Origin of the sequence: Flavobacterium aestuarii, assembly GCF_040049115.1 — a bacterium.
Lineage (GTDB): Bacteria > Bacteroidota > Bacteroidia > Flavobacteriales > Flavobacteriaceae > Flavobacterium > Flavobacterium aestuarii.
Window position 1 is genome coordinate 116438 of record NZ_JBDLZZ010000003.1, and the last position, 25268, is coordinate 141705.

The window sequence follows — 25268 nt, forward strand, 5'->3', positions numbered from 1 at the left end:
AAATTAAACACCCCAAATCTTAAATGAAAAAAACTTTAATTCTATTAGCATTTATTGCAGCTTTAAATTCATTTGCTCAAAAAAAATCGGCTAGTAATGACGATCCAGCCAAATTCATGAATACCATTACAGCCGAAAATTTAAAAACAAAACTCTATATTGTCGCTTCCGATGAAATGGAAGGTCGTGATACAGGATCTGAAGGACAAAAAAAAGCTGGAAAATACCTGATTAACCAATACAAAAAAAGTAAAATATCCTATCCAAAAGGAGCATCCAGCTATTACCAGCCTATTCCTGCCGCTTATTTAAATGCTAAACGCAATGAAGGCCTGCCTGATTCTGAGAATATCTGGGCTTATATTGAAGGTTCTGAAAAACCAGATGAAGTACTGGTTATATCAGCCCATTATGATCACGTAGGGGTAAAAAACGGAGATGTTTATAATGGTGCCGATGATGATGGCTCTGGTACGGTTGCAATCCTTGAAATTGCCGAAGCTTTCCAGAGAGCAAAGAAAAATGGGCATGGTCCAAAACGCTCTATACTATTTCTTCATGTAACTGGTGAAGAGCACGGCTTGCATGGATCACGATTTTATTCAGAAAACCCAATTTTCCCAATTGCTAATACTATTGCCGACATCAATATCGATATGATAGGACGCCGTGACTTTGACCATCCCAATACCAATAATTATGTATATGTAATTGGTGCTAACAGATTATCCAGCGATTTACACAACATTACCGTAGCACAAAACGACAAATACACACATTTAGATTTAGATTTTAAATTTAATGATCCAAAAGACCCTAATCACTTTTATGAGCGTTCAGATCATTATAATTTTGCTAAACATGGAATTCCATCGGTATTTCTTTTCAACGGAGTACATGCCGATTACCATCAGAAAACAGATGAAGCAGAAAAAATTGAATTTGATGCTTTAGCAAAAAGAACTCAGTTAGCATTTGTAATTGCGTGGGATTTAGCCAACAGGACTGAAAGAATTGCGGTTGATAAACCAATAAAATAATCCAATTATTATATCATAACAGAGAGCTTCGAAGAAATTTGAAGCTCTTTTTTTATTAATACATCTGTTACTTGAAAAAACTGCCTTAATCTAACCAAAACAGTTTCAATATATTTGGAGTTTTCTTAAACGATATGTACATTCGCCAATGAACATAACTTTTTATAACGAAATCCAAAAAAAGAATACCACAATTCTTTTATAAAAACAACACTTGAAGAATTGAGAAACTAACATTTGTACAACTCGATAATGACGGCAAACCACAATTCAATCCCAAACTTTGACAACAGATACATTTTCGAAAAATTTTTCGAACTATCTGGTGATTTGTTATGTATTGCTGGATACGATGGTTTTTTTAGAAAAATTAATCCTGCCGTTTCTAAGCTATTAGGCTACACAAATGAAGAACTGCTCTCAAAACCCATCAGTGAATTCCAATTTATTGATGATAGAGAATACACATTAAAATCTCGGATAAAAGTCCTTGAAAACAACCCTCTTTTCAATTTTGAAAACCGTTACGTTACAAAAAATGGCGAAATTGTTTGGCTTTCCTGGACCTCAATGCCAGTGCCCGAGGAGAAATTAGTTTATGCAGTAGCCAAAAACGTTACTCATCGAAAAAAACTGGAAGATGAACGAAATCTGTTGCTTACAAAGTTTACCAAAATCAATAACCACATAAAAAAATTAAGCTATACAACCTCTCACGATCTAAGATCACCTGTAAATAATCTGCTCGCTATATTTTCTCTTCTGGATGTTTCCAAAATTGAAGATTCCGAAACTATCAAGCTTATTGAAATGCTGAAACTGGTAACCGAAAGTTTAAAAGAGACTTTAAATGACTATGTAAATATTTTAATTCAGGAAGACGAATCTGTAGCACAGATAGAAGAGATAGATTTGATGGAATCTTTAAATACAGTTATTTTTTCTGTAAATTCGTTAATCCAAACCTCTAAAGCTACTATCAATATTGACTTTTCACAGCTGGAAAAAATAAATTTCAACAAAACTTATTTAGAGAGCATATTTCTAAATCTGATTACCAATTCCATTAAATATGCAAATCCTGGTTATGCGCCAGTTATCTCGATCTATTCCAGAAAAACTGAAGGTGTAAATCAGCTGATTTTTTCAGACAATGGTATTGGATTTGACATGGCACTTGTTAAGGACAAAATATTTGGCTTGCATCAAAAGTTCAACAATCATATTGACAGCAAAGGAATTGGTCTTTATCTCGTAAATAACCATATTACAAGCCTGGGCGGAAAAATTGATGTAGAGAGCAAAATTAATGAAGGAACAACATTTACCATTTCCTTTAAAAAAGAGTTCATATAAAATAATTTATTATACAAAAAAAGCTTCGAATTTCTCCGAAGCTTTTACCTTTACAACTATTCTATTTTTAGAAATCCTCTTTTACATCTGCATCTGGGGCATTTTTCTTGACCGATTCAATTCCGTTATCTCTTGCTGCGGCTGATTCATACATTTCACTATTACCTATAATCTGTCCGTTTGTTGCTTTTAAATTGAAATAGAATTTCCCGTTTTTAGATTCTAATTTATCAAATCGGGCATCATCCTGCGAATTCTTTTTAACAGATTCAATTCCGTTATCACAAGAAGCTTTTGTCGAATAGCCTTCACTAGCCAAAATAACCTGTCCATTACCTGCTTTCAAAACAAATTGAAATTCATCATTTTTTCTTTTAGTAATCAAAAATGTTCCCATAGAAGTTTAAGTGTTATTAATTTATAAATAGTTAAAATCTGAATTGTTATATCGCCTTCTAAAATACAAAACTTAAATCTGAATTCAAAAATTAGAACAACTTAAATAACATTTTCAACAGAAAGTTTATTCCACAAAAAAAGCCTTGAATTTCTTCAAGGCTTTCTATTCTGGGTGGCTGACCGGGTTCGAACCGGCGACCCGCGGCACCACAAACCGCTACTCTAACCAGCTGAGCTACAACCACCATTTGCGCTTAGCGGTTGCAAATATAGAACAAATGTTTGCTTCTGCAAACAAAAAATCAAAAAAAAATTGACATTTTTACTTCAAATCTCCTAAGCTATTGACTGCCAAATACCTTTCAGCAGTAAAACCTTCTGCATGTTCAACACCAGTAAGCCTCCCAAGATCTCTGGAACGATAATTCAGGCTTTCCAGGAAGTTTTTACTTGATATGGGCGACTCTGGTTCTTTAGAATCTGGGTCATAAAACTGGGAACGGTAAGCCAAAATAGATTCTATTTTTTTATCCGTAAATCCTGTAATGTCTACCACAAAATCTGGCACTATATTTTTCCATTGAATATAATGATACACCACTTTCGGTCTCCAAGGTTTTTGCACTTCGCCATCAACAGCCGTTTCAATTTTTAGCAATCCTGATAAAAAACAGGCATCCGAAACTAATTTACTGCCTTTACCATGATCGATGTGCCTGTCGTCTATCGCATTGCACAATACAGTTTCCGGCTGATACTTACGGATCATTTTTATAATTTCCAGCTGATGTTTTTCGTCATTAACAAAAAAACCGTCTCTCATATTCAAATTTTCCCGAACAGAAACTCCTAGTATTTTTGTGGCGGCGGCGGCCTCTTCATCCCGGATTTCAGCAGAACCGCGTGTACCTAATTCACCTCGGGTCAAATCAATAATTCCAACAGTTTTACCCAAAGAAATCTCTTTTAAAATAGTTCCCGAACATCCCAATTCTACATCATCGGGGTGTGCTCCAAAAGCCAATATATCTAATTTCATATCTTTTTTTGTTTATTGTTTTTAGTTTATAGTTTATTGCTCAGTTCTTAAACAATAAACTATCAACTTTTTTTAACCGTTTAAAACTCTTTTCATTGTCATTGATTTGTTGACGCTTTCCTCCCATTCTTTTTCGGGAATGCTGTCTTTCGTGATACCACAGCCCATATATAAAATGGCTTTACCGTCTTTAATCTGCATACTCCGCAGATTAACAAATAAATCGGAACTGGTTTTATCTGATACCGAACTTCTATTCAATTCACCCAAATAGCCCGAATAAAAAGTCCTTTCGTAATTTTCGTTATCCAAAATATACTGCTTTGCCTTTTCTTTTGGCAAACCACAGACTGCAGGAGTTGGATGCAGTAAATTAATGACTTCTTTCAGATTTTGCACCGAAGTCAACCGACCCGAAATATCCGTTTTTATATGCCAAATACTGCCTGCTTTCATGCTGTAAGGTTCAGAAACCAAAATGGATTCAGACACTTTATTCAATTCTGAAACAATAAAATCGGCAACGAACTGCTGTTCCTGTTTCTCTTTGTCTTTCCATGTAACAATCTCAAAACCAGTATCTTTTTGCGTACCAGCTAATGCCATGGTTTTAAACATATCATTATCCGCTTTTAGTAATTGCTCAGGTGTTGCCCCCATCCAGATTCCTATTTTTGGATGAAAAAAACAGTACACAAAAGTCGCAGGATATAGCTGGACTAATTTTTGAAAAACCTTCACTAAATCAAAATCAGACAAAACAACAGTTTCTCTTCGGGACAATACTACTTTCTTAAATTCCTCATTCTGTATCGCCTTAATTCCTTTGGCAACCAGCAATTCGAAATTTCTTTTATCAGTTTCTGCAGAAGATGTAAAATCTCTTTCAATTTCCTCAATATCTTTGCTTTCAAATACAAAATTCTCAATTTCGGAATATTCTTCTGGGATGATATGGTTTTTGCAACCATCAAAAGAAGCAAAAACAAATCCTTTCTCTGTAAAATCATGCACATCATACAAAGTATCATTCTGCTGAAACATCCCGATTATTGTATCTGAATTGGGTTTGCAGTACAAAACATACGGCAGGTTTTTCTCCTGATGCTGCAGTACTCTTTCAAAAAAATCATTCATATTATTTATTCTCTTTCGTCAAAACCATATTTGTCAATTTGCACAGCGAAATCAAATTCCCAGCTTCGTCCGTGATTTTAATTTCCCAAAGATGCAGGCTTTTTCCTTTATGAATAATCCGTGCTGTTCCAAAAACAAATCCTTCTCGTATACTTTTTAAATGATTGGCCGAAATCTCTATTCCTCTCACCTCCTGGCTTTTTGCATCAATAAAAAAATGTGAAGCCGCACTTCCTACGCTTTCTGCCAATGCCACCGAAGCACCGCCATGCAGCAGACCCATCGGCTGATGTACTGAAGAATTCACAGGCATTTTTGCAGTTAAAAAATCAGGACCTGCGTCAATATACTCGATCTTGAGCGTTTCCATCAAAGTGTTTTTGGAAAAAGTATTGCAGAATTCGAGGATTTTATCTTTATCAAAAGTCATATCTTAATTTTAAAGATTGTAAAAATACGCTAATTTGATAATTCAAAAAAAGAAATATAACAAATACCAAACACAGATAAAGCTGAATTAGAATAATTGTTTATTAGAAAGATTAAATCCAGCAATCATTTAATCTGTCTCTAGTCCTAAGATTCTAATTTATTCCTATTTTTACAAAAAAAATAAATTAAATGCATCGCATCATCTCATTGTTTTTAACTGGAATACTGCTTTCATTTTGCGCATGCCGCAGTGACTTTGATACGGTAGCCAGTACCGGCGAATTAAGATTTTCAAAGGATACTGTATATTTAGACACCGTTTTTACCAACTTGAGTTCCAGCACTTATTCCCTAAAAGTTTACAACCATTCCAAAAACGACATCAATATTCCTCTCATTAAATTGGGCAAAGGACTTAATTCAAGATACCGGATGTCTGTTGACGGCACTCAGGGAAATCAAGGCAAGATGTTCGAGAACGTTACGCTGTTAGCCAAAGACAGCCTGTATATTTTTATTGAAACAACAGTCGAAAGTGATCCTGCGTCTCCAAAAGAATTTTTATACACCGATCAGATAGAATTTGACAGCGGTGCCAATCTTCAAAAAGTAGAATTAGTTACTCTGGTACAGGATGCAGTTTTATTATATCCGAAACGCAATGCCGATGGAACTACTGAAACACTCCCTGTTGGAAACGAAAAAATCTATGGTTTTTATCTGGATAAAAACGATCCCATTCATGGCAATGAGCTTCATTTCACCAGCAAAAAAGCCTATGTGATTTATGGATACGCCGCCGTTCCCGAAAGAGAAACCGTAACATTTGATCCAGGCGCAAGAGTGTATTTCCATGCCAATTCTGGTCTTATCGTGTCCAAAAATTCGTCCATTAATGTTAACGGAACAAAATCCACGACTGACAAACTGGAAAATGAAGTCATTTTCAGCAGTGACCGCCAGCAGCCTGATTTTGCATATATTCCAGGCCAATGGGGAACAATCTGGCTGCAGAATGGAAGCACCAATAACAATATTCAGAATCTTACTCTAAAAAATGCTACAGTTGGATTGCTGATTGATGGCAATAATGGCACAACAGCTTCAATAAAAAACACTCAGATTTACAACAGTACTCATTATGGAATTCAGGCCAAAAATGCGTTGATTGAAGGCGAAAATATTGTTATTAACTATGCTGGACAATCAAGTTTGGCTTGTACCTACGGTGGCAATTACAAGTTTACCCACAGCACTTTCAACAACAATTGGCCAAATCCGGGACAATCTGCTGTTTACATAAGCAATTATGGCAGCGGAGCAGCACCAGAAGTAAAAGACTTGACCAGTGCCACATTCAACAACTGTATTATTTATGGTTCCTATTCGAATGAACTGATTTTGGACAAAAAAAACGAAGCTCTTTTTAACTATCAATTCAACAATTGCCTGCTCAAATTCAATAACACAAATAATAAATACACAAGCGATCCTCTTTATCAATTTGATGCTGATCCTTCGCATTACAACGCAATTATCCTGAATAAAGACCCAGAATTTTTTAACCCAAACATCAACAACTTCAATATTGATGACACTTCTTCTGCTTTCGCAAAAGGGAATTCAGCATATTTAATTCCGCTTGATATTCTAGGAATCAGCAGAACGCTTCCTCCAGATTTAGGGGCTTATCAAAGTAAACCGTTCCCGAAATAGCATTCAAACACGAATTACACGAATTTACACGAATTCCTTTGTCTAAAAAAATTACACAAACCTCTCATCCTGAATTCCGTTATCCTTTTTAGGAGCAGAAAAATCAGGCTTTTTCAGGATAGATTGGTCCCGCTTTTCGTTTCAATCTCCCTGACTGAACCCCAGTCAGGGAGGATTTCCACTGCAATCGGGGCTAAAGGGGAAAATTTGTCTTTTTTGCCAATATCCAGAAAAGAAAAAAGCAGCGGCAATCGGACTAAAACTTAAAAAATCAGTAGTGATTCCGATAATTCAAGTTTCATTAATTCGTGTAAATTCGTGTAATTCGTGTTTTAACTTTATTTGCTTTTCGCATTTGCTCTTACTATTTATTTAAACTAAATTTGCATCGTTAAAAACAACAAACCAACAACAATGATCCATTTCTTTGAAAACCAAAGCAAAACTGTTTTTGCAGTACAGACGCAAAACGAAATTTCGGCTCAAGACATTTCAAAACTTAACTGGCTTTTTGCCGACGCAAATAGAATAGAGAAATCCGCATTGACGGATTTTTTTGTTGGACCACGCGCCACTATGATTACGCCTTGGAGCACCAATGCGGTTGAAATCACTCAAAACATGGGGATTTCCGGCATTATCAGAATTGAGGAATTTCATCCAGCCACGGCAGATTTCACTGATTTTGACCCAATGCTTTCTCAAAAATTCAATCAATTAGATCAGGATATTTTCACTATTAACATACATCCGGAACCCATTCTGGAAATCGATGATATAGCCACATATAACAAAGCAGAAGGTTTGGCTTTAAGCGAGGAAGAAGTAGAATATCTGGATAAATTATCAGCTAAATTAGGCCGAAAATTAACCGATTCAGAAATTTTCGCTTTCTCACAAGCGAATTCAGAGCACTGCCGCCACAAGATTTTCAACGGAACTTTTGTTATTGACGGAGTAGAAAAAGAAACTTCTCTTTTCAAATTAATCAAAAAAACATCACAGGAAAATCCTAACGATATTGTTTCTGCTTACAAAGACAACGTTGCTTTTGTAAAAGGACCAAGAGTACAGCAGTTCGCTCCAAAAACTGCCGACAAACCTGATTTTTACGAAATAAAAGAATTTGATTCGGTTATCTCTTTAAAAGCAGAAACACACAATTTCCCAACCACTGTAGAGCCTTTCAACGGAGCTGCAACAGGTTCGGGAGGTGAAATCCGTGACCGTCTGGCCGGAGGACAAGGTTCTTTGCCAATGGCCGGAACTGCAGTTTACATGACTTCTTACTCAAGATTAGAAAAAAACAGACCTTGGGAAGATGCAGTAGCCGAAAGAAAATGGCTGTATCAGACTCCAATGGACATCTTGATCAAAGCTTCAAACGGAGCTTCAGATTTTGGAAATAAATTTGGCCAGCCATTAATTACTGGTTCGGTTTTAACTTTCGAACACGAAGAGACCTCCCCTAACCCCTCCAAAGGAGGGGAATTAAAAACCCGCAAAATTGGTTACGACAAAGTAATCATGCAGGCGGGTGGAATTGGTTACGGAAAATTAGATCAGGCTATTAAACATAAACCAAAAGAAGGCGATAAAATCGTTATTCTTGGCGGTGAAAACTACAGAATTGGAATGGGCGGTGCTGCGGTTTCTTCTGCAGATACAGGAGCTTTCGGTTCTGGAATCGAATTGAATGCTATTCAGCGTTCCAACCCAGAAATGCAAAAACGTGCTGCTAATGCCATTCGTGGTTTGGTAGAAAGCGATAACAACCCAATTGTTTCTATTCACGATCACGGAGCTGGAGGACACTTGAACTGCCTTTCTGAATTAGTGGAAGAAACTGGAGGATTGATTGATTTGGACAAATTACCTGTTGGTGATCCTACCCTTTCGGCAAAAGAAATCATTGGTAACGAATCTCAGGAAAGAATGGGATTGGTTATTGGTAAAAAAGACATCGACACTTTACAAAGAATTGCCGAAAGAGAGCGTTCTCCAATGTATCAGGTTGGTGATGTTACGGGGGATCACCGTTTTACATTCGAATCTAAAACTACAGGTGTAAAACCAATGGATTATGCTTTGGAAGATTTCTTCGGAAGTTCTCCAAAAACAGTAATGACAGACAAAACTATTGATTACAACTATAGCGGTTTAAACTATGATGTAAAAAATATAGCAACATATTTAGAGCAGGTTTTACAACTAGAAGCGGTTGCTTCTAAAGACTGGCTTACTAATAAAGTTGACCGCTGCGTTGGCGGAAGAGTCGCCAAACAGCAATGCGCAGGACCATTACAATTACCATTGAATAATGTTGGTGTAATGGCATTGGATTTCCAGGGGAAAGAAGGAATTGCAACCTCTATCGGGCACTCTCCTATCGCTTCTTTGATTGATCCAGTTGCAGGAACAAGAACTGCAATTGCCGAATCTTTATCCAACATCGTTTGGGCTCCAATAAAAGACGGATTAAAAGGAGTATCACTTTCTGCGAACTGGATGTGGGCTTGTAAAAATGAAGGTGAAGATGCCCGTTTATATGCTGCTGTTGAAGCTTGTTCCGAATTTGCAATCGACTTGGGAATCAATATTCCAACTGGAAAAGATTCACTTTCGATGAAACAAAAATATCCAAATGATGAAGTAATCGCACCAGGAACGGTAATTATTTCGGCTGCCGGAAACTGTACAGATATAAGAAAAGTAGTTGAACCAGTTTTACAAAAAGACGGAGGTTCTATTTACTATATCAATTTATCTCAAGACGAATTCAAATTAGGCGGTTCTTCTTTTGCACAAACACTGAATGCTATTGGAAACGAAGCTCCTACAATCAAAGACGCTGCTTTCTTCAAAAATGCATTCAATACACTTCAAGAATTGATTTTAGACAATCAAATCTTAGCCGGACACGATATCGGAAGTGGTGGTTTAATTACTACTTTATTAGAAATGTGTTTTGCTGACGTTAATTTGGGAGCCAAAATTGATTTCTCTGTTTTTGAAGAAAAAGACATCATTAAATATCTTTTCTCTGAAAATATTGCTATTGTATTCCAAGCCAATTCAGATGAAGCGGTTGAAGCTAAATTAAGAGCCAACAACGTAGAATTCTTCAAACTTGGAAATGCTACTTCCGAAGCTACTTTAGACTTTGGTCCTTGCAAATTGGACATTACTAAGTACAGAGATATTTGGTTTAAAACGTCATTCTTGTTAGACCAAAAACAATCTAAAAACGGAACTGCCCAAGCTCGTTTTGACAATTATAAAAATCAACCTTTAGATTATACTTTCCCAAGTCATTTTACAGGTAAAAAACCTGAAATTGATGGTTCTAAACCAAAACCAAAAGCAGCTATTATCCGTGAAAAAGGAAGTAACTCCGAGCGTGAAATGGCAAACGCGATGTACTTGGCTGGATTTGACGTAAAGGACGTTCACATGACCGATTTGATTTCGGGACGTGAAACTTTGGAAGACATTCAATTCATCGGAGCGGTTGGAGGATTCTCCAATTCGGATGTTTTAGGTTCTGCCAAAGGCTGGGCAGGAGCATTCAAATACAACGAAAAAGCCAATACGGCTTTGAAAAACTTCTTCAAAAGAGAAGATACTTTATCTGTCGGAATCTGTAACGGATGCCAATTGTTTATGGAATTGGAAGTAATCAATCCGGAACACGAAATTCACGGAAAAATGCTTCATAATGACAGCCATAAACACGAAAGTATTTTTACTTCTGTAAAAATCCAGGAAAACAAATCGGTAATGTTGTCGACTTTGGCGGGAAGCACACTTGGAGTATGGGTTTCTCATGGAGAAGGAAAATTCAATCTGCCATACGCAGAAGATCAGTATAACATTGTTGGAAAATACGGTTACGAAGGATATCCAGCGAATCCAAATGGATCTGCGTTTAACACTGCAATGATGTGTGACCAAACAGGACGTCACTTGGTAATGATGCCACACATTGAGCGTTCCACTTTCCAATGGAACTGGGCTAATTATCCAAAAGACAGAAATGACGAGGTTACGCCTTGGCACGAAGCTTTTGTGAATGCTAAAAAATGGATTGACAATCACAATTCATAAAAATCTAACGTATAAAACAAATTTAAAACCCGTCTCTTTATAATTTAGAGGCGGGTTTTTCATGAAAATATTTTAGTTTTGCACCACCTATAATTTTAAAAAGCCCCCAATGAATTTTTTAAAAAAATCTATTTTTATTTTAAGTTTCCTGTCTTTTTTTAATCCTGCCCTGTCTCAATCCATTGACACTTCTTTAAGAACTAATCCATTGCATGAATTAGGCATAAGTATCACAACATTAGGGATTAAAGGAACTGTAAAAGAAATGCAGGAACATAAATTCACTACTAACAGTCAAGGCCATACAACAAACGATTCTGCCTCAGTGAGCTATCAATATAAATTTGACCCAAACGGCCTCACCAAGGAAATAGAGGAAACTTTAAGGAATCAGCAATCCAAAAAGAGTTTTTTTAGTTATACAAATAAGGGTTTTGTATCTCATATTGATATTGAAACCACTCTCTTATCGAACGAAACAGACTCAACCCAAAATGCAACTGAAAAAGAGCCCCTATTTTCTACAGTAGATTATAAATATGTCCAAAAGAAAAATATTTTATTTAAAGGAGAAGACTACATCGCTGGCATTCCAAAAAAAATAACCGATCGAAAGGAATATTTCTACCACTTTAATGATGACAATCAGATTTTTCAAATTGATTATCAAAATGCCGATCTGGTAACAAAATACAATTACGACATTAATGGGCTGATAAAAGAATCATTAACATTAAAATCGGGAGCGCCATTCTATAAAAACATTTATAAATATGACCGCAATAACAGGTTAATCAATATAGCCACCATCAACTCAGACAACGCTGCAAAATATCCAAATGAAGAAACAGTAATAAGCTATAAACTCGATTCAAACGGTAATGCAATTGAAAAAAAAGTAAAAAGTTATCTGTATTCCCCACAGGGAGTCAAAAAATTTAATGAAGGGTATTTATATCTTTACAAATACACATATTGATTTTTTTTCAAACTGATCGATCATTTTATTTTAATATTTTATTATAGATATAGACGTATCAATGCCTGTTTTTTATCTATACAATAAGTCCTTTTCTGTTCAAAATCAGCATCAATTATAACTTTTTTTAAAATACCCATAAATGGGTATTGTTCTTTTTTCCTGATTAATTGTACCTTGCCACAGATTTACTGGAGAAATTGTTATGGGCAAAAAAATTGTAATTTGCGATGATCACATTCTTTTTTTGGGAGGCATTACCGAAATTTTAAAAAAATTCGGTAAAGATTATACTATTATACCATTTGAAAATTCTGCATCTTGCAAAAGCTATATTCAAAAAAACAGCATAGATGTTTTTATTTGCGATTTGAATATTAATGGTTTTGATGGTTTTGTTCTGATTGAAGAACTCAAAAGTGAATTACAAAACGTAAAATCTATCATTCTTACTGCTTATTTTGAGGATTTTTTGATTCAAAAAGCAGAAAAAATGGGGGTAAATGCTTTTCTGAAAAAAGAAACCACTGCCGAAGAACTGATAGAAGTTATCGAAATGGACAGCGATTCGGATTTTTATGTCAATAAAAACCATGTAAAAATAAACCACAATTACAGTTCGTTAGACGGAACAATTGTAAATAAATTCCGCTTATCCAAACAAGAAAAAGAAATCATAAAACTGATTATTGAAGGAAAAACAAGCAAAGAAATTGCACTAATTTTATGCATAAGCAAATCAACAGTAGATACTCATAGAAAAAATATCAATCGAAAACTAGAAATTTCCAATTGTGGATCTCTAATAAAATTCGCTCATGAGAATAATATTTTTTCTTAGTCTATTTCTTTTTAGCCAATTCAGCATTTCTCAAGATAAAGAACTGCTTATCAAAAAGACTCTTTATGCAGTAGACTCGCTTTCACAATGGACTTTGAACGATATTAAAACTAAAAAATTTCAAGATTTTGATTTACAAAACGGAATTGATATTGGATATAATAAAAACAGTGCTATCTGGTGCATATTAAAAATAAAAAATTATGACAGCCTGCATTATAAGTCCAAATGGATCTGCCTCAACAATAATAATCTTGACAGCATTTCTTTATATAATAATAAAACCGAAAAGCTTCTTGGCGACAGGACTTCGAATATAAGTCCGTTCATCGAATCACAGGCCTTCAAGCTATCCTTAAAGCCTAATGAAGAAAAAACACTGATTTTCAGGGTAAAAAAAATAGTTTCTTTTGCTAATTTTAATTTTAGCATAGAAAATGAAGATACACTGTTTCAAAAATCAAACAATAAGATTGCATTGCTCTCTTTTTCGCTTGGGATTGTTTTTTTAGTTATCCTGTTTAACTTTCACTTGTATTATTTTTCAAAAGAAAAAATCTATCTCTATTACAACTTATACGCAATAGTTGGCAGTATCTATCTGATGATTTCTACTCATTTTGCAAGAAATATTTTTTTTAATAAATTTCTTTATTTCAGCGAATTACGAATCTATTCATCGACAATACTGGTGATTGTTTTGACATTGTTTGTAACTGCTTTTTTAGATCTGAGACATAAGGAACCGCTCAAATATAAAATCATCACTTTTCTTAATACAATTAATTTAATAGTCATTGCAAGCACCGTTTTATTATTGGCAGTCCACAAAAATGAATGGCTTAAACCCTTCTTTTTTGCAGGCTATTGCAATTTTACAGTTATCTTATTTCTTATTTTTATAAGTGTACTTCTAAATTTAAAATACAACAGAAATGCTGCAGTTTATGTCCTGATAGCATTTACACCTCATATTGTATGGGGAATTGTTACTATTTTCAGCGAATTCAAAATTATAAACCATAAGCTGTCTGTGGACTGGCTGATTTACATCTGCTTTTATGAAATTTTAATGTTCGGCTATGTATTAACTCAAAATTACATAAGCACTTTCCAGAAAAACAACGAACTGAACAAAGAGATTATTCAAGAAAAAGAAAGAACGCTACAAAGCATAACTAATACCCAAATTAGGGAACGACGCAATATATCCAATATTATACATGATAACTTTGGAAGTAAAATTGCTCATATCCTCCAGCTTATACAGCTAAAAAACAATGATTTAGCAAAAAGCAATATTGAAAAACTGGCGAGTGACATCCGGGAAATATCTCATACTATTTTACCAAAATCGTTAGATGACGGCGCATTTATATCCAGTCTGGAATCGCAAATACCTTCTTGGAATTTAAATTTAAAAAACATTACTATAGAAATTTTTGCCTACGATTTCCCTGAAAAAATTCAAGAGCAATGGATCTATGACATGTATCTTATGTCACTGGAAATCATTAATAATGCCTTGCGTCATGGAAAACCTAATTCTGTAATCATTGAACTCTATGCCTATCCCAAACACTATCTGTTTCAATTTACAGATGATGGAATTGGTTTTGATTCCAATGCAACAGCCAAAGGTTTTGGGCTTGAAAATATTGAAAAAAGAGTTCTGTTTTACAAAGGCACGTTAGACATCAATAGTTCCAAAAACAATGGAACAGTTATTCAGATATGCATACCAAAAAGACTATAAATACCCATAAATGAGTATTGACACATTTAATTCTATGCTTTTTCTTTGCCAAAGCTAAGTTCATTAAAACAGTTTTCCCAAATTAAACCATTTATCAACTAAATAATTTCCAATGATTACAACTTTATCCCAAAAAATGAAACGCACGAAAACACTAAAAATCATGGCTGTCTATGCAGCAGTTTTTTCAATGGCGGCCGTCTCTTGTACTGCAGAAGATGACAAGTCATCTGATGATCCAAATGCTGTTACAGAAGACCTCCATCTGTCATTTAAAACTCCCGATTGGGAAAGAAAAATAAATTGTGAAAAATTAGATCTTTTTCCGAACGAAATAAACGACACCACATCAACTGTCAATGCAAGTTCCGAGTCTACCAGAGAAACTTTCTGCTTTTCATATCCAAGAGACAGCTCCAGAATTGTTAAGGCTAAAATTTTAAAAAAACATAAAATAATGACAACCTATGAAAATAATGAGCCTTTTCAATTTTCACAGAAACTGCCCTTAGACGCTAACAGCATTGACAATACTTCAAAACGATTAATAAGCCTGGAAGGACTTTCGGAAACAGAATACAATCAGGTAGTTGAAATAAAATATTTAAAAAGCGAGGCAAAATACGCTGTCTTTATAGTTAAATGCAAGTATGAAATGAAAACTTACCTTGTTTCTTCAACAGAGATTATAAAACCGGTTTCAGGTACATTTACATTTAAAATCAGAACAAGCAAAAAATAGAAAGTTCACTCTTAACCCCCAAATACCACTTGCAAAAAAACTCATTCAAATAATAGAATGAGTTTTTTTATGCAAAATTCAGTTTGTACCTTCGCCCTATAAAACTAACATTCATTAAAAGCAATTCCCCTTGCTTCAAAAAAAAATTAACCTACATCATGAAAAATTTTACATTACTGCTTGCCGCACTTGTACTGGGTGCTGTTCAATCTTATGCCCAGATTAAAGTTACAAAAATCAAAAGCGACAATAAAGTGCATTATATAGCTACAGTAATTGGCTACCCAATAACAGGCTTGTATACTTATGTAAATCAAATCGAGCCAACTACGATTCTTAACGAAGACGGGACAGGAATTATGCAAAATGAAGATTTAACGAAAGAAACTATCATTTGGGGAATTGAATGTTCAGAATCAGGTATTCCTATTTTCAAAGAAGGTTTCAATAGTGCTTCTTACTCCCTTTGGTATAAAAAAAGCTCAGCTGCCAGCTCTAAAGCTGCCGATGAAGACGAATGGACGCTGCAGTCATTTTCTATCCATTATGACAAGAAAAAAATGTATATCTCTGGAGAGCGTGTAAAAGAATATATAGAATAATTTCTATACTCAAGAAAGCACAAAAATATTCTCTGAATCAATTCTATTTCAAGCAATTGTTAAAGAAATAATGATTTGTGTATTGAAAATTCATTCAAAACCGGCCTGTTTAAGAAATCGATTTCGTTGATTACCAATACCGTAATTATTATTGCCATAATTAATCTTTGGAAAATAAAAATTATTATTAATTTTTATTTAATTTGCGAGGAAATTTAATAATCTCATAATGATAACTATCAACCGTCTCTTTGATTTTCCATACTATCAGCTAGAAAATTACAATAAACCAGATGCTTTGGTAACAAAGCAAAATGGTGTTTGGGAAAAAACCTCCACTCAGGAATATATTGATAAAGCGAATGTTATCTCTAGAGCATTGCTAAGGCTGGGCGTACAAAAAAATGATAAAATAGCTATCATATCAAGCAATAACAGAACAGAATGGCACATAATGGATGTGGGTATTTTACAGACTGGTGCCCAAAATGTACCTATATACCCAACCATCACCGAGGAAGATTATGAGTATATCCTAAATCATTCGGAGGCGATGTATGTATTCGTTTCGGATATAGAAGTCTTCAATAAGGTAAACAACATTAAAGCGAATGTTCCATCATTAAAAGAAATTTATTCCTTTAACGAAATCGAAGGGTGCAAAAACTGGAATGAGTTATTAAAACTGGGTAACGACAGCAGTAATCAAGACGCTGTTGAAGAAAGAAAAAACAATGTAAAACCAGAAGATTTAGCTACAATCATTTATACTTCGGGAACAACAGGAAGACCAAAAGGAGTTATGTTATCTCATAAAAATATAGTATCGAATGTTTTGGACAGTGCCGACAGAATCCCTTTTGATGCAGGGGTAAGCAGGGCTTTGAGCTTCCTGCCAATCTGCCATATCTATGAACGAATGGTGACCTATATCTATCAATTTTATGGGTGTTCTATTTATTTTGGCGAATCTATAGAAAAAATATCCGATAATATTAAAGAAATAAGTCCATCTGTAATGACTGGTGTACCAAGGCTTATTGAAAAAGTTTATGAAAAAATAATTGCCAAAGGATCAGATCTGACAGGTATCAAAAAGAAATTATTCTTTTGGGCTGTTGGTGTAGGACTAAAATATGAACCTTATGGCGTAAACGGATTCTGGTATGAACTGCAGTTAAAATTAGCCCGGAAACTGATTTTCAGCAAATGGAAAGAAGGACTTGGAGGAAAATTAGATTTGATCGTAAACGGCAGTGCTGCATTGCAGCCAAGATTGGCTAGAGTTTTTGCTGCCGCAGAAATATACATCATGGAAGGCTACGGATTATCTGAAACTTCACCTGTAATATCTGTAAATGATTTTAGAAACAAAGGCTTTAAGATAGGAACAGCCGGCAAAATCATTAATAATGTAGAAATAAAAATTGCCGAAGACGGCGAAATCCTTTGCAAAGGGCCTAACGTGATGATGGGCTATTACAAAGATCCGGAAAAAACCGCCGAAGCTATAATTGACGGCTACTTTCATACAGGAGATATTGGGAATGTGGACAAAGATGGATTTTTATCGATTACCGACAGGAAAAAAGAAATGTTCAAAACCTCGGGAGGAAAATATATTGCTCCACAGCTTATAGAAAATACGATGAAGCAATCCCGTTTTATCGAGCAGATTATGGTAATCGGTGATGGCGAAAAAATGCCTGGCGCCTTTATTCAGCCAAGTTTTGAATTTGTAAAGGAATGGGCTAAGTTGCATGGAATCGATGCTGGAAAAACCAATGAAGAAATAGTTTCAAATCCACAGGTTATTGCCCGGATCAAAGAAGAAGTCGATCATTTAAACACAAAATTCGGAAATTGGGAACAGATAAAACGCTTCGAATTAACACCAGATGTGTGGTCCATAAATGGCGGACACCTCACCCCAACCCTTAAACTAAGACGAAAAATTATATTGGAGATTTACAAAAACCTATATAAAGAGATTTATGGTAATGCCTAATATTCAGCTCTGAATTTTTAAAAAATCCTGATTCATTTGTATCAGGATTTTTCATATATAGGCACTTTGTTTTTGCTATAATCCTACATCAAATTCTTGCTTTTTGTCTAAAAATTAAATACTTATTTATAACAAACAGCTATCTTAAAACTTAACCACAGCTAATTCACATTACATTTTTTTTTATCTTTGAAAGAAACTGTCTTTCTTTTATTACGTAAATCGATATTTTTTAAAGGAAAAAATTTACAAATTTTACCGGTTTTTTATTAATGTAATTACTATAATTTAAAAACAATTAAAGATGAAAAAAGAAAAAAAACTATGGATTGCATTTGCTTTGGTAATGAGTATTTCGTTTTCAGTATTGGGATATTACGGTTATGAAATTTATCAAAAGGCACCACCTGTTCCCGACAAAATTATTTTGGCAGACAGCACAGTTATATTTACAGGCCAGGATATTAAAGATGGACAGAATGTCTGGCAAAGCATGGGAGGTCAGGAAGTAGGTTCAATATGGGGACACGGTGCCTATGTAGCTCCAGACTGGACAGCGGATTGGCTGCATCGCGAAGCGCTGTTTATATTGGATAAATTATCACAGGCAGCATACCAGCAGAATTATAGCAAATTATCAAAAGAACAGCAGGCCGCAATGAAAATACGCCTGCAGAATGAGGTTCGCATGAACACCTATGATGCTGTCAATAAAACCATAACCATTTCAAAAAACCGACAGGAAGCCATTGCATACCTCAGCAGATATTATGAGGGATTATTTATGGATGATCCCAAATTTGATCAATTGAGACATGATTACGCGATTCCTAAAATGTCCATCAAAGACAAAGCAAGAATGCATAAAATGAATGCATTTTTCTTCTGGGCAACGTGGGCAACGGTAACTAACAGGCCAAATGATACTATATCTTACACTCACAACTGGCCAGGAGATGAATTAGTTGGAAATGTCACCACAAAAAGTCTTCTGGTCTGGTCGGGAGTCAGCATTATCCTGCTGATTCTTTGTACAGGTATTTTAATTTTTCACCATGTTAAATCTGGCGAAGATGAACATTTGGAGACTCCTGTTAGTGATCCCCTGCTAAAACAGGGAATGACACCATCTATGTATCAAATCAAGAAATATTTCTGGGTGGTAAGCTTGCTTATAGTACTGCAGGTCATTTTTGGAGTTATTACAGCGCATTATGGTGTAGAAGGAAATGGTTTTTACGGAATTCCGCTCGACGAAATTCTTCCTTACGCAGTAACCAGAACCTGGCACACTCAATTGGCAATTTTCTGGATTGCTACAGCCTGGCTGGCAACTGGTCTTTATATCGCGCCGGCAGTTTCTGGAAAAGACCCAAAATTTCAGGTTTTTGGGGTTAACTTTTTATTCTTCGCCCTGCTGGTTATTGTCTTAGGTTCAATGATTGGGCAATGGTATGGAGTGATGCAAAAATTGGATTTAATTGATAATTTCTGGTTTGGTCATCAAGGATATGAATATGTTGATCTGGGCCGTTTTTGGCAATGTTTCCTATTAGTTGGATTATTTTTATGGCTGGCACTTATGGTTAGGCCATTAATTCCTGTACTTAAAAGAGGTTCCGAAGAAAGAAACCTGATTATCATGTTTCTGATTTCGTGTGCAGCCATTGCTTCCTTTTATGCAGCAGGACTAATGTGGGGAAGACAGACCAATCTGGCAATTTCCGAATATTGGAGATGGTGGGTTGTTCATCTTTGGGTAGAAGGATTCTTTGAAGTCTTCGCTACAGTCGTAATCGCCTTTTTATTTGTAAGACTGGGGCTTCTAAAAACAAAAACAGCTACGCTCAATGTAATTTTTTCGACAATTATTTTTATGTCAGGCGGTATTTTGGGAACTTTTCACCATTTGTATTTTTCGGGAACACCCACCGCAGTTATGGCGATAGGTGCTACATTTAGTGCTTTGGAAATCGTTCCGCTGGTTTTAATAGGATATGAAGCATACCATAATTATACTTTGTCTAAATCTACAAGCTGGATTATAGATTACAAATGGCCCATTTATTATATGATTTCCGTAGCCTTCTGGAATTTCCTTGGAGCAGGTATTTTCGGTTTTATCATTAATCCGCCAATTGCTTTGTATTATGTTCAAGGATTAAATACTACGGCACTGCATGGTCATACGGCACTTTTTGGCGTGTATGGAATGCTAGGAATCGGGCTGATGTTATTTGTAATGAGAAGTCTCTACCGCCACGAAATATGGAACGAAAAATTAATGAAGTTCATTTTCTGGTCTACAAATCTTGGCTTATTGGCAATGGCATTAATGAGTCTGCTTCCTGTAGGAGTCATGCAGGCCATCGCCAGCATTGAACATGGCATCTGGTATGCACGCTCTGCAGAATTCATGCAACAGCCAGTTATGATTGTCCTAAAATGGTTAAGAGCCATTGGTGATACCATTTTTGGCTTCGGGGTCTTAGCTCTCTGTTATTTTATTTTTGAGTTGACCTTTAGAAAAACTAAAAGATAGTTTTCTCTGCACAGTAAATAACCATCTAAGAATATCTAAAAAAACCGTCCTGATTTTAAATCGGGACGGTTTTTCTTTAAAAATTAGTAGATGCTATCTGTTGTATTTAACCCAAAAGACCTGCTTTCTGAAATGACCTCGAAAAAGATTAGGTTTTGGGATTTTAGGATTTGGATATTCATTTATAAAATTGTTCTGTAATGTAGAAAACGGTGTCTATAAAGTACAAATTATCTTCAAAAGTCAGTACATTTTCGTCATGCAAATCTTCAAGAATTATTCCTAAATTTGGATTGAAGTAATCATTGTTTCTTGTGTTTATAAAACCATTTTCATTTAGAAATCTTTTTACATTTTCTAATTCTGTAATCTGATCAAATTTAACAAAAGCTTGCTCAACCACAGCATACAAAACATCATCAGATTCATAAAATCCAACTAACTGATAGGCTGTATCCGGAAAAAAGTAATTATTTAGTAATAGATTATTGAGATAATCTTCCCAGGAAGAATAATAAATAGAGTCATTAAGTTTAAAAACCTGAAACTCATTATGAAGATAAACCCTTTGTTCAGCTCCGCTTGAAACAAAATTATTGATGTCTATTCCTGCATTCCAAAAATTATTCTGGTTGCAAAAATCCCTTATATTCTCTGCTTCTTCACTTTTGATTTGCTTGCTTCCTTTAGCTTCGCAACCTGAGCTCTTGCTTCTTCTAAGGTAACCGGCAACTGTCTGGATAGCATCTCCATACCTAACTTGGCTCTTTCCTGAAATGATATTTTGTAGTTCATGTTTCATGAAATTTAAAGTTCAAAGATAAGAATTATTTTTTATGGTAAACTAAAGGCTTTTTCCTGAAATTACTTCAAAAAGGATTAGGGCTTGGGATTTTAGGGTTTGGATAGTCATTAGTTAAATTTAAGGAATTATATTTCTTTATCTTGCAATAAGAAACCTTTCCTTTTCAAGTACTTGTTGTAAATATTTTTAATATTTAATTCCTTTTGTTTTGATAGCCATTCTATTGGATTTTCTGATTCATCTTCTGGAATTAATTTATATATTTTAATTGCGATTGATCTTGAAATACCTTTAGATATTAATAGTAATACTAAAGTATTACTTGTTCCTAATTCTAACATAGTTGGTAAAGAAATACTATGTTTATACTTTTCTAATTCTTCTTCGTTAAGAATAAATTTCAATATATCTGATAGTAGCTTTGTGTACTTTACTAAAACATAACTTATAATTGAAGAGTAAACTTTAATAACTTCTTTTATTGTTTTATTTATATCATTTTTGTTTTCTTTATCTATTATACCTTTTGTGTCTGCATTAAAATTTATCTCTCTAATTATAAGCTCTTTAAAGCCTCTATTATCTAACCATAATGTCGCATAAAAAACCATTTGAGATAATGATCTAGATATGTCATGCTTAAAATAAGCTTCATTATTAAAATCGAAAACTTCATCAAGTTTAAATAAAATATTTTTCAACTGACCATAAAAATTGCTTTCCTCATGGATCTTCGTTATTAATATTTCTTTTTTCCATCTTGCGTAAAAATTTTTATGATCGTGAAAAACCCATTTTTCAATTCCTTCATTTTTTATTTTTAAATAAAGTTCATTTTGCAGTTCTGGATCAATACTCGGATTAAGTTTTACCAATTCACTTGGGATTTTAATGCTTCTTAACCTTTCAGAGAGATTTTCAACTATCAAATTAATTGAATCTTCATCTACATTTTTATTATTAAGATAATCAATAAGGTTTTGTTCTCCTTTGAGGTATTTTAATTTTAAAAAAATAACTCCAAATTCATTTTTTTTGTTGTTAGCATCTAATGGTTGATTTAAAGCAGCAATTAATTCATTAATAGGATACTTTAAAATTTTATTAATAGCTGGAGTAATCTCTTTATCAGGTTCGTTTTCAAAAAACTCTTCAGCCCAATCTTCATCACTTTTCTCTAAACATATTATTGTGCCTGTAAGAGCGTCTCTGATTCTTCCTGCTCTTCCAACAATATTCCCAAATTCAAATTTACTTAGATCGTTTCCATCCTTTTTTGGGTATGGTATAAAAACTTTTTCCGCAGGTAAATTAACTCCTTCTACTAATGTAGAAGTACATATAATATTATCAAGATAACCATTTGCAAAAAGATATTCTAATTCACCTCTAATAATCTCAGGTAACTTACCATGATGAAATGCGGTCTTAACCTTTAATGTATCAATTAAATAATAATCTGAATGTATCTCTTCTTTAATTAAATCAATTAATTCAAGTATTTCATTACTTAAAATAAATTTTTTATCATCATTGTTTTTTGCTTTTGCTAAATAGATTGCAAAATCTTCTACATAATTAGACTTGGGTAGATAAATGATATTTTTGCTTTTATCTCCAAATCGTAATAATATTTTAACTGTTGTTTTAAGTTTATTTTGCACAACATCTTTTCCATAATCAAAATCAATTGGAACTTCAATAGTATTTATCAATTTCTCTTGAAAAAATATCTTAGAAGTTATTGAATTATTGATTTTGCTAGGTTTAAATGATATTTTTAACTGAAAGACAGGCGAAAACATTGTTTTTAAATTTTCACTAACTTCTTTAAACATTAATTTTAACAATACATCTGGATTATTTAAAAATGGTCCTGCAATTACCTTCCTTGATCTAAACCAATAAGTTTCAATCTCATTTATTAAATACTCAAAAAGAAAACCTCTATTTCCATCATCTTCAATATTTTGTATTTCATCAATAAAAATTAAATCAGGTGAGAATTCATTCTCAGAAGAATACTGCATTAATTTTAAAGTTCTTTCTGGTGTTAAGATAAATATCTCTTTATTTGTAAATTGTCCTTTATCTTCATTTTCTTTTTCAATAAAAGCTGTATTTATGCTAACATCATTACCTAATATTTTCTTAAAATCTTCAGATACTTGAGAAATTAAAGCTCTAGTTGGCACAATATAAACAACATAAAACGAATCCTTGTTTAAAAAAGTTTGTCTGATATAGTTTTGAATGATGAATGATTTTCCTGCTGAAGTAGGTGCTGATATTGCAGTGTTGTAATTTGTTTTTGTTAAAACATTCCACAAATGTTTTTGATAATCAGAACCTAAAATTTTACCGTTTCCACTTTCTATTTCATTTAATGCAATTTTTGAACCTAATTCAAAATCCATCATTGTCCCAAAACTTTTATTAAACAAAAGATTCCCTGTAATTGAATTAATTGTCATCAATTCCTTAAAAAATCTCGATGCAATTAAATTACCTGATCTAGATAAAATTATATAAGCAGTTTTTCTGTATTCTTGAGAATCATATTCAAGAAAAAGAGTAATTCCAAATACAGAACTTAAATATTTATCTTCCTCTTCAATACTTGTAGAAATAATACTTGCTAACCATATCGATTTGTCAAGGATATCTTTTTCAATTATAACTTTTTCTTTCTCAATCTGCAACTCAGAGTAAAATCTATTAGTTATCAATGCTTTCAAAACTTGATTGAAAACAGGATGGTTTTTGGCAGATTCAATAGTTAAATTGCTCATTATTCTTTTCTTTCATATTTTTTTCCGTTATGAAAAACGGTATAACACTTTTCTCTAAAAGAACTTACATCATCAACAGGCATCATAAAAAATTCAAATGTTATATTATTAATTTCGGGTAAGGATGCTTTAATATAATTTGACCTTCGCTTTATTATTGATTTTAAAAAAATTAATACTTGTTTTTCTATTTCTAGAATGTTTCGTGAAATTATTTCTTTGATTTTACCTTCTTTATACATTAAGAAAGCTGGGTAGCAAATATTATATTCTTGAAATTCAATTTGCTTTGTTCTAAGACTTTGGTAAATAAGATCCAAATCATTTTCATCAAGATTATTTAGATCTCGACTTAAATGTTTTTTTGCAACTTCTAATTCTCTATCAATTGATTGCGGATTATTTATATACCTTTTAAGCGAGTCTAAAGCTTCTCCAGCGCATGCATTGAAGTTATTCTTCATTTTTGATTCACCTAACAATAAAGTCGCTTGACCATTTATATTACCAATAAAAAGTCCATCGGAACCTTTTACTTGGTCATTATTGTTATAAGTTTGAGAAATTTTATGAACTATCATAGGTGTTTGCAAAACCGCTTCAATAAATAAATATAAAATTAGCTCACCATATCTTCCATCTGTTAAAGGATCAATATCTCCAAAGTAACTTAATGCTTTATCAGTAGGTGCGTATCCATCCTCAATAAGCTCTTTAATATCTTTTTCATCAAAGACATAATGTACAGCAGCCTCATACAGATGATTTATAAAATCTAAGCCATCAAGACCATTATTATTATATTTTAAACTGTAGAATTTTATTTTTACTTCATCTGAAATTGCTACTTCTTCATTTAAACTAAACAAATTAACAAAGATATCTCTATTAACTTTAAGCAGCTTCTCCCAATTAATATCGCTAATTTTTTTTGTCATTCTGTTTGCCTTTTATTGAATAATTCCCCCTAAAAAC

At 33.8% G+C, this 25268-nt stretch carries 18 protein-coding genes and 1 tRNA gene; 11 read left to right on the top strand and 8 right to left on the bottom strand.

All coding sequences use genetic code 11. The features are described from left to right. The first annotated feature begins 23 nt into the window (after window positions 1–23). Window positions 24–1040 carry a M28 family peptidase gene (locus ABEG11_RS04145; RefSeq protein WP_348822936.1) on the top strand — a complete coding sequence of 339 codons (1017 nt, stop codon included), beginning with the start codon at window positions 24–26 and terminating at the stop codon, window positions 1038–1040. Window positions 1041–1292: 252 nt separating this feature from the next. Then, window positions 1293–2396 (top strand): PAS domain-containing sensor histidine kinase, encoded by a 1104-nt coding sequence (locus ABEG11_RS04150; RefSeq protein ID WP_348822937.1) that lies wholly within the window; start codon window positions 1293–1295, stop codon window positions 2394–2396. 67 nt (window positions 2397–2463) lie between these two features. Here the strand turns inward: ABEG11_RS04150 and ABEG11_RS04155 are convergent, their stop codons facing one another. From ABEG11_RS04155 to ABEG11_RS04175, 5 genes are all read right to left on the bottom strand, one after another. Further along, on the bottom strand, window positions 2464–2793 hold the full coding sequence (locus ABEG11_RS04155; RefSeq protein ID WP_348822938.1) for a YegP family protein: 330 nt from the start codon (window positions 2791–2793) through the stop codon (window positions 2464–2466). A gap of 173 nt (window positions 2794–2966) precedes the next feature. After that, window positions 2967–3040 (bottom strand) — tRNA-His (locus tag ABEG11_RS04160). Between the two features lie 77 nt (window positions 3041–3117). Then, window positions 3118–3834: a bacillithiol biosynthesis deacetylase BshB1 gene (gene bshB1, locus ABEG11_RS04165; protein WP_348822939.1), complete on the bottom strand. Its 717-nt coding sequence runs from the start codon at window positions 3832–3834 to the stop codon at window positions 3118–3120. A gap of 72 nt (window positions 3835–3906) precedes the next feature. After that, window positions 3907–4971: an isochorismate synthase gene (locus ABEG11_RS04170; protein ID WP_348822940.1), complete on the bottom strand. Its 1065-nt coding sequence runs from the start codon at window positions 4969–4971 to the stop codon at window positions 3907–3909. Between the two features lies 1 nt (window position 4972). After that, a complete protein-coding gene (locus ABEG11_RS04175; protein ID WP_348822941.1) occupies window positions 4973–5401 on the bottom strand; it encodes a PaaI family thioesterase in 429 nt (142 codons plus the stop codon). Window positions 5402–5592: 191 nt separating this feature from the next. On the opposite strand from ABEG11_RS04175, the gene ABEG11_RS04180 reads away from it, so the two are divergent. The 9 genes from ABEG11_RS04180 to ABEG11_RS04220 all read left to right on the top strand — a co-directional run bounded on the left by ABEG11_RS04180 (window position 5593) and on the right by ABEG11_RS04220 (window position 20696). Continuing rightward, window positions 5593–7119, top strand: coding sequence for a VHS/ENTH/ANTH domain-containing protein (locus tag ABEG11_RS04180; RefSeq protein WP_348822942.1), 1527 nt, complete (start codon window positions 5593–5595; stop codon window positions 7117–7119). 414 nt (window positions 7120–7533) lie between these two features. Continuing rightward, the gene (gene purL / locus ABEG11_RS04185) at window positions 7534–11226 is read left to right on the top strand and encodes a phosphoribosylformylglycinamidine synthase (RefSeq protein WP_348822943.1); all 3693 of its coding nucleotides are present in this window, start codon (window positions 7534–7536) and stop codon (window positions 11224–11226) included. A 109-nt stretch (window positions 11227–11335) separates the two neighbouring features. Beyond that, the gene (locus ABEG11_RS04190; RefSeq protein ID WP_348822944.1) at window positions 11336–12205 is read left to right on the top strand and encodes a hypothetical protein; all 870 of its coding nucleotides are present in this window, start codon (window positions 11336–11338) and stop codon (window positions 12203–12205) included. 205 nt (window positions 12206–12410) lie between these two features. Then, window positions 12411–13046, top strand: coding sequence for a response regulator (locus ABEG11_RS04195; protein WP_348822945.1), 636 nt, complete (start codon window positions 12411–12413; stop codon window positions 13044–13046). Next, window positions 13024–14802, top strand: coding sequence for a 7TM diverse intracellular signaling domain-containing protein (locus ABEG11_RS04200; protein WP_348822946.1), 1779 nt, complete (start codon window positions 13024–13026; stop codon window positions 14800–14802). The genes ABEG11_RS04195 and ABEG11_RS04200 overlap by 23 nt, the downstream gene beginning before the upstream one ends. Window positions 14803–14938: 136 nt before the next feature. Beyond that, a complete protein-coding gene (locus ABEG11_RS04205; RefSeq protein WP_348822947.1) occupies window positions 14939–15544 on the top strand; it encodes a hypothetical protein in 606 nt (201 codons plus the stop codon). 158 nt (window positions 15545–15702) lie between these two features. Beyond that, window positions 15703–16146 (top strand): hypothetical protein, encoded by a 444-nt coding sequence (locus ABEG11_RS04210; protein ID WP_348822948.1) that lies wholly within the window; start codon window positions 15703–15705, stop codon window positions 16144–16146. A gap of 229 nt (window positions 16147–16375) precedes the next feature. After that, the gene (locus ABEG11_RS04215) at window positions 16376–18154 is read left to right on the top strand and encodes an AMP-dependent synthetase/ligase (protein WP_348822949.1); all 1779 of its coding nucleotides are present in this window, start codon (window positions 16376–16378) and stop codon (window positions 18152–18154) included. 304 nt (window positions 18155–18458) lie between these two features. Beyond that, window positions 18459–20696: a nitric-oxide reductase large subunit gene (locus ABEG11_RS04220; protein ID WP_348822950.1), complete on the top strand. Its 2238-nt coding sequence runs from the start codon at window positions 18459–18461 to the stop codon at window positions 20694–20696. Between the two features lie 178 nt (window positions 20697–20874). Here the strand turns inward: ABEG11_RS04220 and ABEG11_RS04225 are convergent, their stop codons facing one another. The 3 genes from ABEG11_RS04225 to ABEG11_RS04235 form a co-directional block, all read right to left on the bottom strand. Next, complete coding sequence (locus ABEG11_RS04225; protein WP_348822951.1) at window positions 20875–21498, bottom strand: putative polyvalent protein kinase domain-containing protein; 624 nt, start codon at window positions 21496–21498, stop codon at window positions 20875–20877. A gap of 128 nt (window positions 21499–21626) precedes the next feature. After that, window positions 21627–24293 (bottom strand): DEAD/DEAH box helicase, encoded by a 2667-nt coding sequence (locus ABEG11_RS04230; RefSeq protein WP_348822952.1) that lies wholly within the window; start codon window positions 24291–24293, stop codon window positions 21627–21629. After that, window positions 24293–25231, bottom strand: a complete 939-nt coding sequence (locus tag ABEG11_RS04235; RefSeq protein ID WP_348822953.1) for a HamA C-terminal domain-containing protein — start codon at window positions 25229–25231, stop codon at window positions 24293–24295. Before ABEG11_RS04235 ends, ABEG11_RS04230 begins: the two co-directional genes overlap by 1 nt. Window positions 25232–25268 lie beyond the last annotated feature (37 nt).

What these genes read in the sequence shown, in the direction of transcription:
- ABEG11_RS04145 (WP_348822936.1), top strand. Translation starts at nt 24, where the DNA reads ATGAAAAAAACTTTAATTCTATTAGCATTTATTGCAGCTTTAAATTCA.
- ABEG11_RS04150 (WP_348822937.1), top strand. Translation starts at nt 1,293, where the DNA reads ATGACGGCAAACCACAATTCAATCCCAAACTTTGACAACAGATACATT.
- ABEG11_RS04155 (WP_348822938.1), bottom strand. Translation starts at nt 2,793, where the DNA reads ATGGGAACATTTTTGATTACTAAAAGAAAAAATGATGAATTTCAATTT.
- bshB1 (WP_348822939.1), bottom strand. Translation starts at nt 3,834, where the DNA reads ATGAAATTAGATATATTGGCTTTTGGAGCACACCCCGATGATGTAGAA.
- ABEG11_RS04170 (WP_348822940.1), bottom strand. Translation starts at nt 4,971, where the DNA reads ATGAATGATTTTTTTGAAAGAGTACTGCAGCATCAGGAGAAAAACCTG.
- ABEG11_RS04175 (WP_348822941.1), bottom strand. Translation starts at nt 5,401, where the DNA reads ATGACTTTTGATAAAGATAAAATCCTCGAATTCTGCAATACTTTTTCC.
- ABEG11_RS04180 (WP_348822942.1), top strand. Translation starts at nt 5,593, where the DNA reads ATGCATCGCATCATCTCATTGTTTTTAACTGGAATACTGCTTTCATTT.
- purL (WP_348822943.1), top strand. Translation starts at nt 7,534, where the DNA reads ATGATCCATTTCTTTGAAAACCAAAGCAAAACTGTTTTTGCAGTACAG.
- ABEG11_RS04190 (WP_348822944.1), top strand. Translation starts at nt 11,336, where the DNA reads ATGAATTTTTTAAAAAAATCTATTTTTATTTTAAGTTTCCTGTCTTTT.
- ABEG11_RS04195 (WP_348822945.1), top strand. Translation starts at nt 12,411, where the DNA reads ATGGGCAAAAAAATTGTAATTTGCGATGATCACATTCTTTTTTTGGGA.
- ABEG11_RS04200 (WP_348822946.1), top strand. Translation starts at nt 13,024, where the DNA reads ATGAGAATAATATTTTTTCTTAGTCTATTTCTTTTTAGCCAATTCAGC.
- ABEG11_RS04205 (WP_348822947.1), top strand. Translation starts at nt 14,939, where the DNA reads ATGAAACGCACGAAAACACTAAAAATCATGGCTGTCTATGCAGCAGTT.
- ABEG11_RS04210 (WP_348822948.1), top strand. Translation starts at nt 15,703, where the DNA reads ATGAAAAATTTTACATTACTGCTTGCCGCACTTGTACTGGGTGCTGTT.
- ABEG11_RS04215 (WP_348822949.1), top strand. Translation starts at nt 16,376, where the DNA reads ATGATAACTATCAACCGTCTCTTTGATTTTCCATACTATCAGCTAGAA.
- ABEG11_RS04220 (WP_348822950.1), top strand. Translation starts at nt 18,459, where the DNA reads ATGAAAAAAGAAAAAAAACTATGGATTGCATTTGCTTTGGTAATGAGT.
- ABEG11_RS04225 (WP_348822951.1), bottom strand. Translation starts at nt 21,498, where the DNA reads ATGAAACATGAACTACAAAATATCATTTCAGGAAAGAGCCAAGTTAGG.
- ABEG11_RS04230 (WP_348822952.1), bottom strand. Translation starts at nt 24,293, where the DNA reads ATGAGCAATTTAACTATTGAATCTGCCAAAAACCATCCTGTTTTCAAT.
- ABEG11_RS04235 (WP_348822953.1), bottom strand. Translation starts at nt 25,231, where the DNA reads ATGACAAAAAAAATTAGCGATATTAATTGGGAGAAGCTGCTTAAAGTT.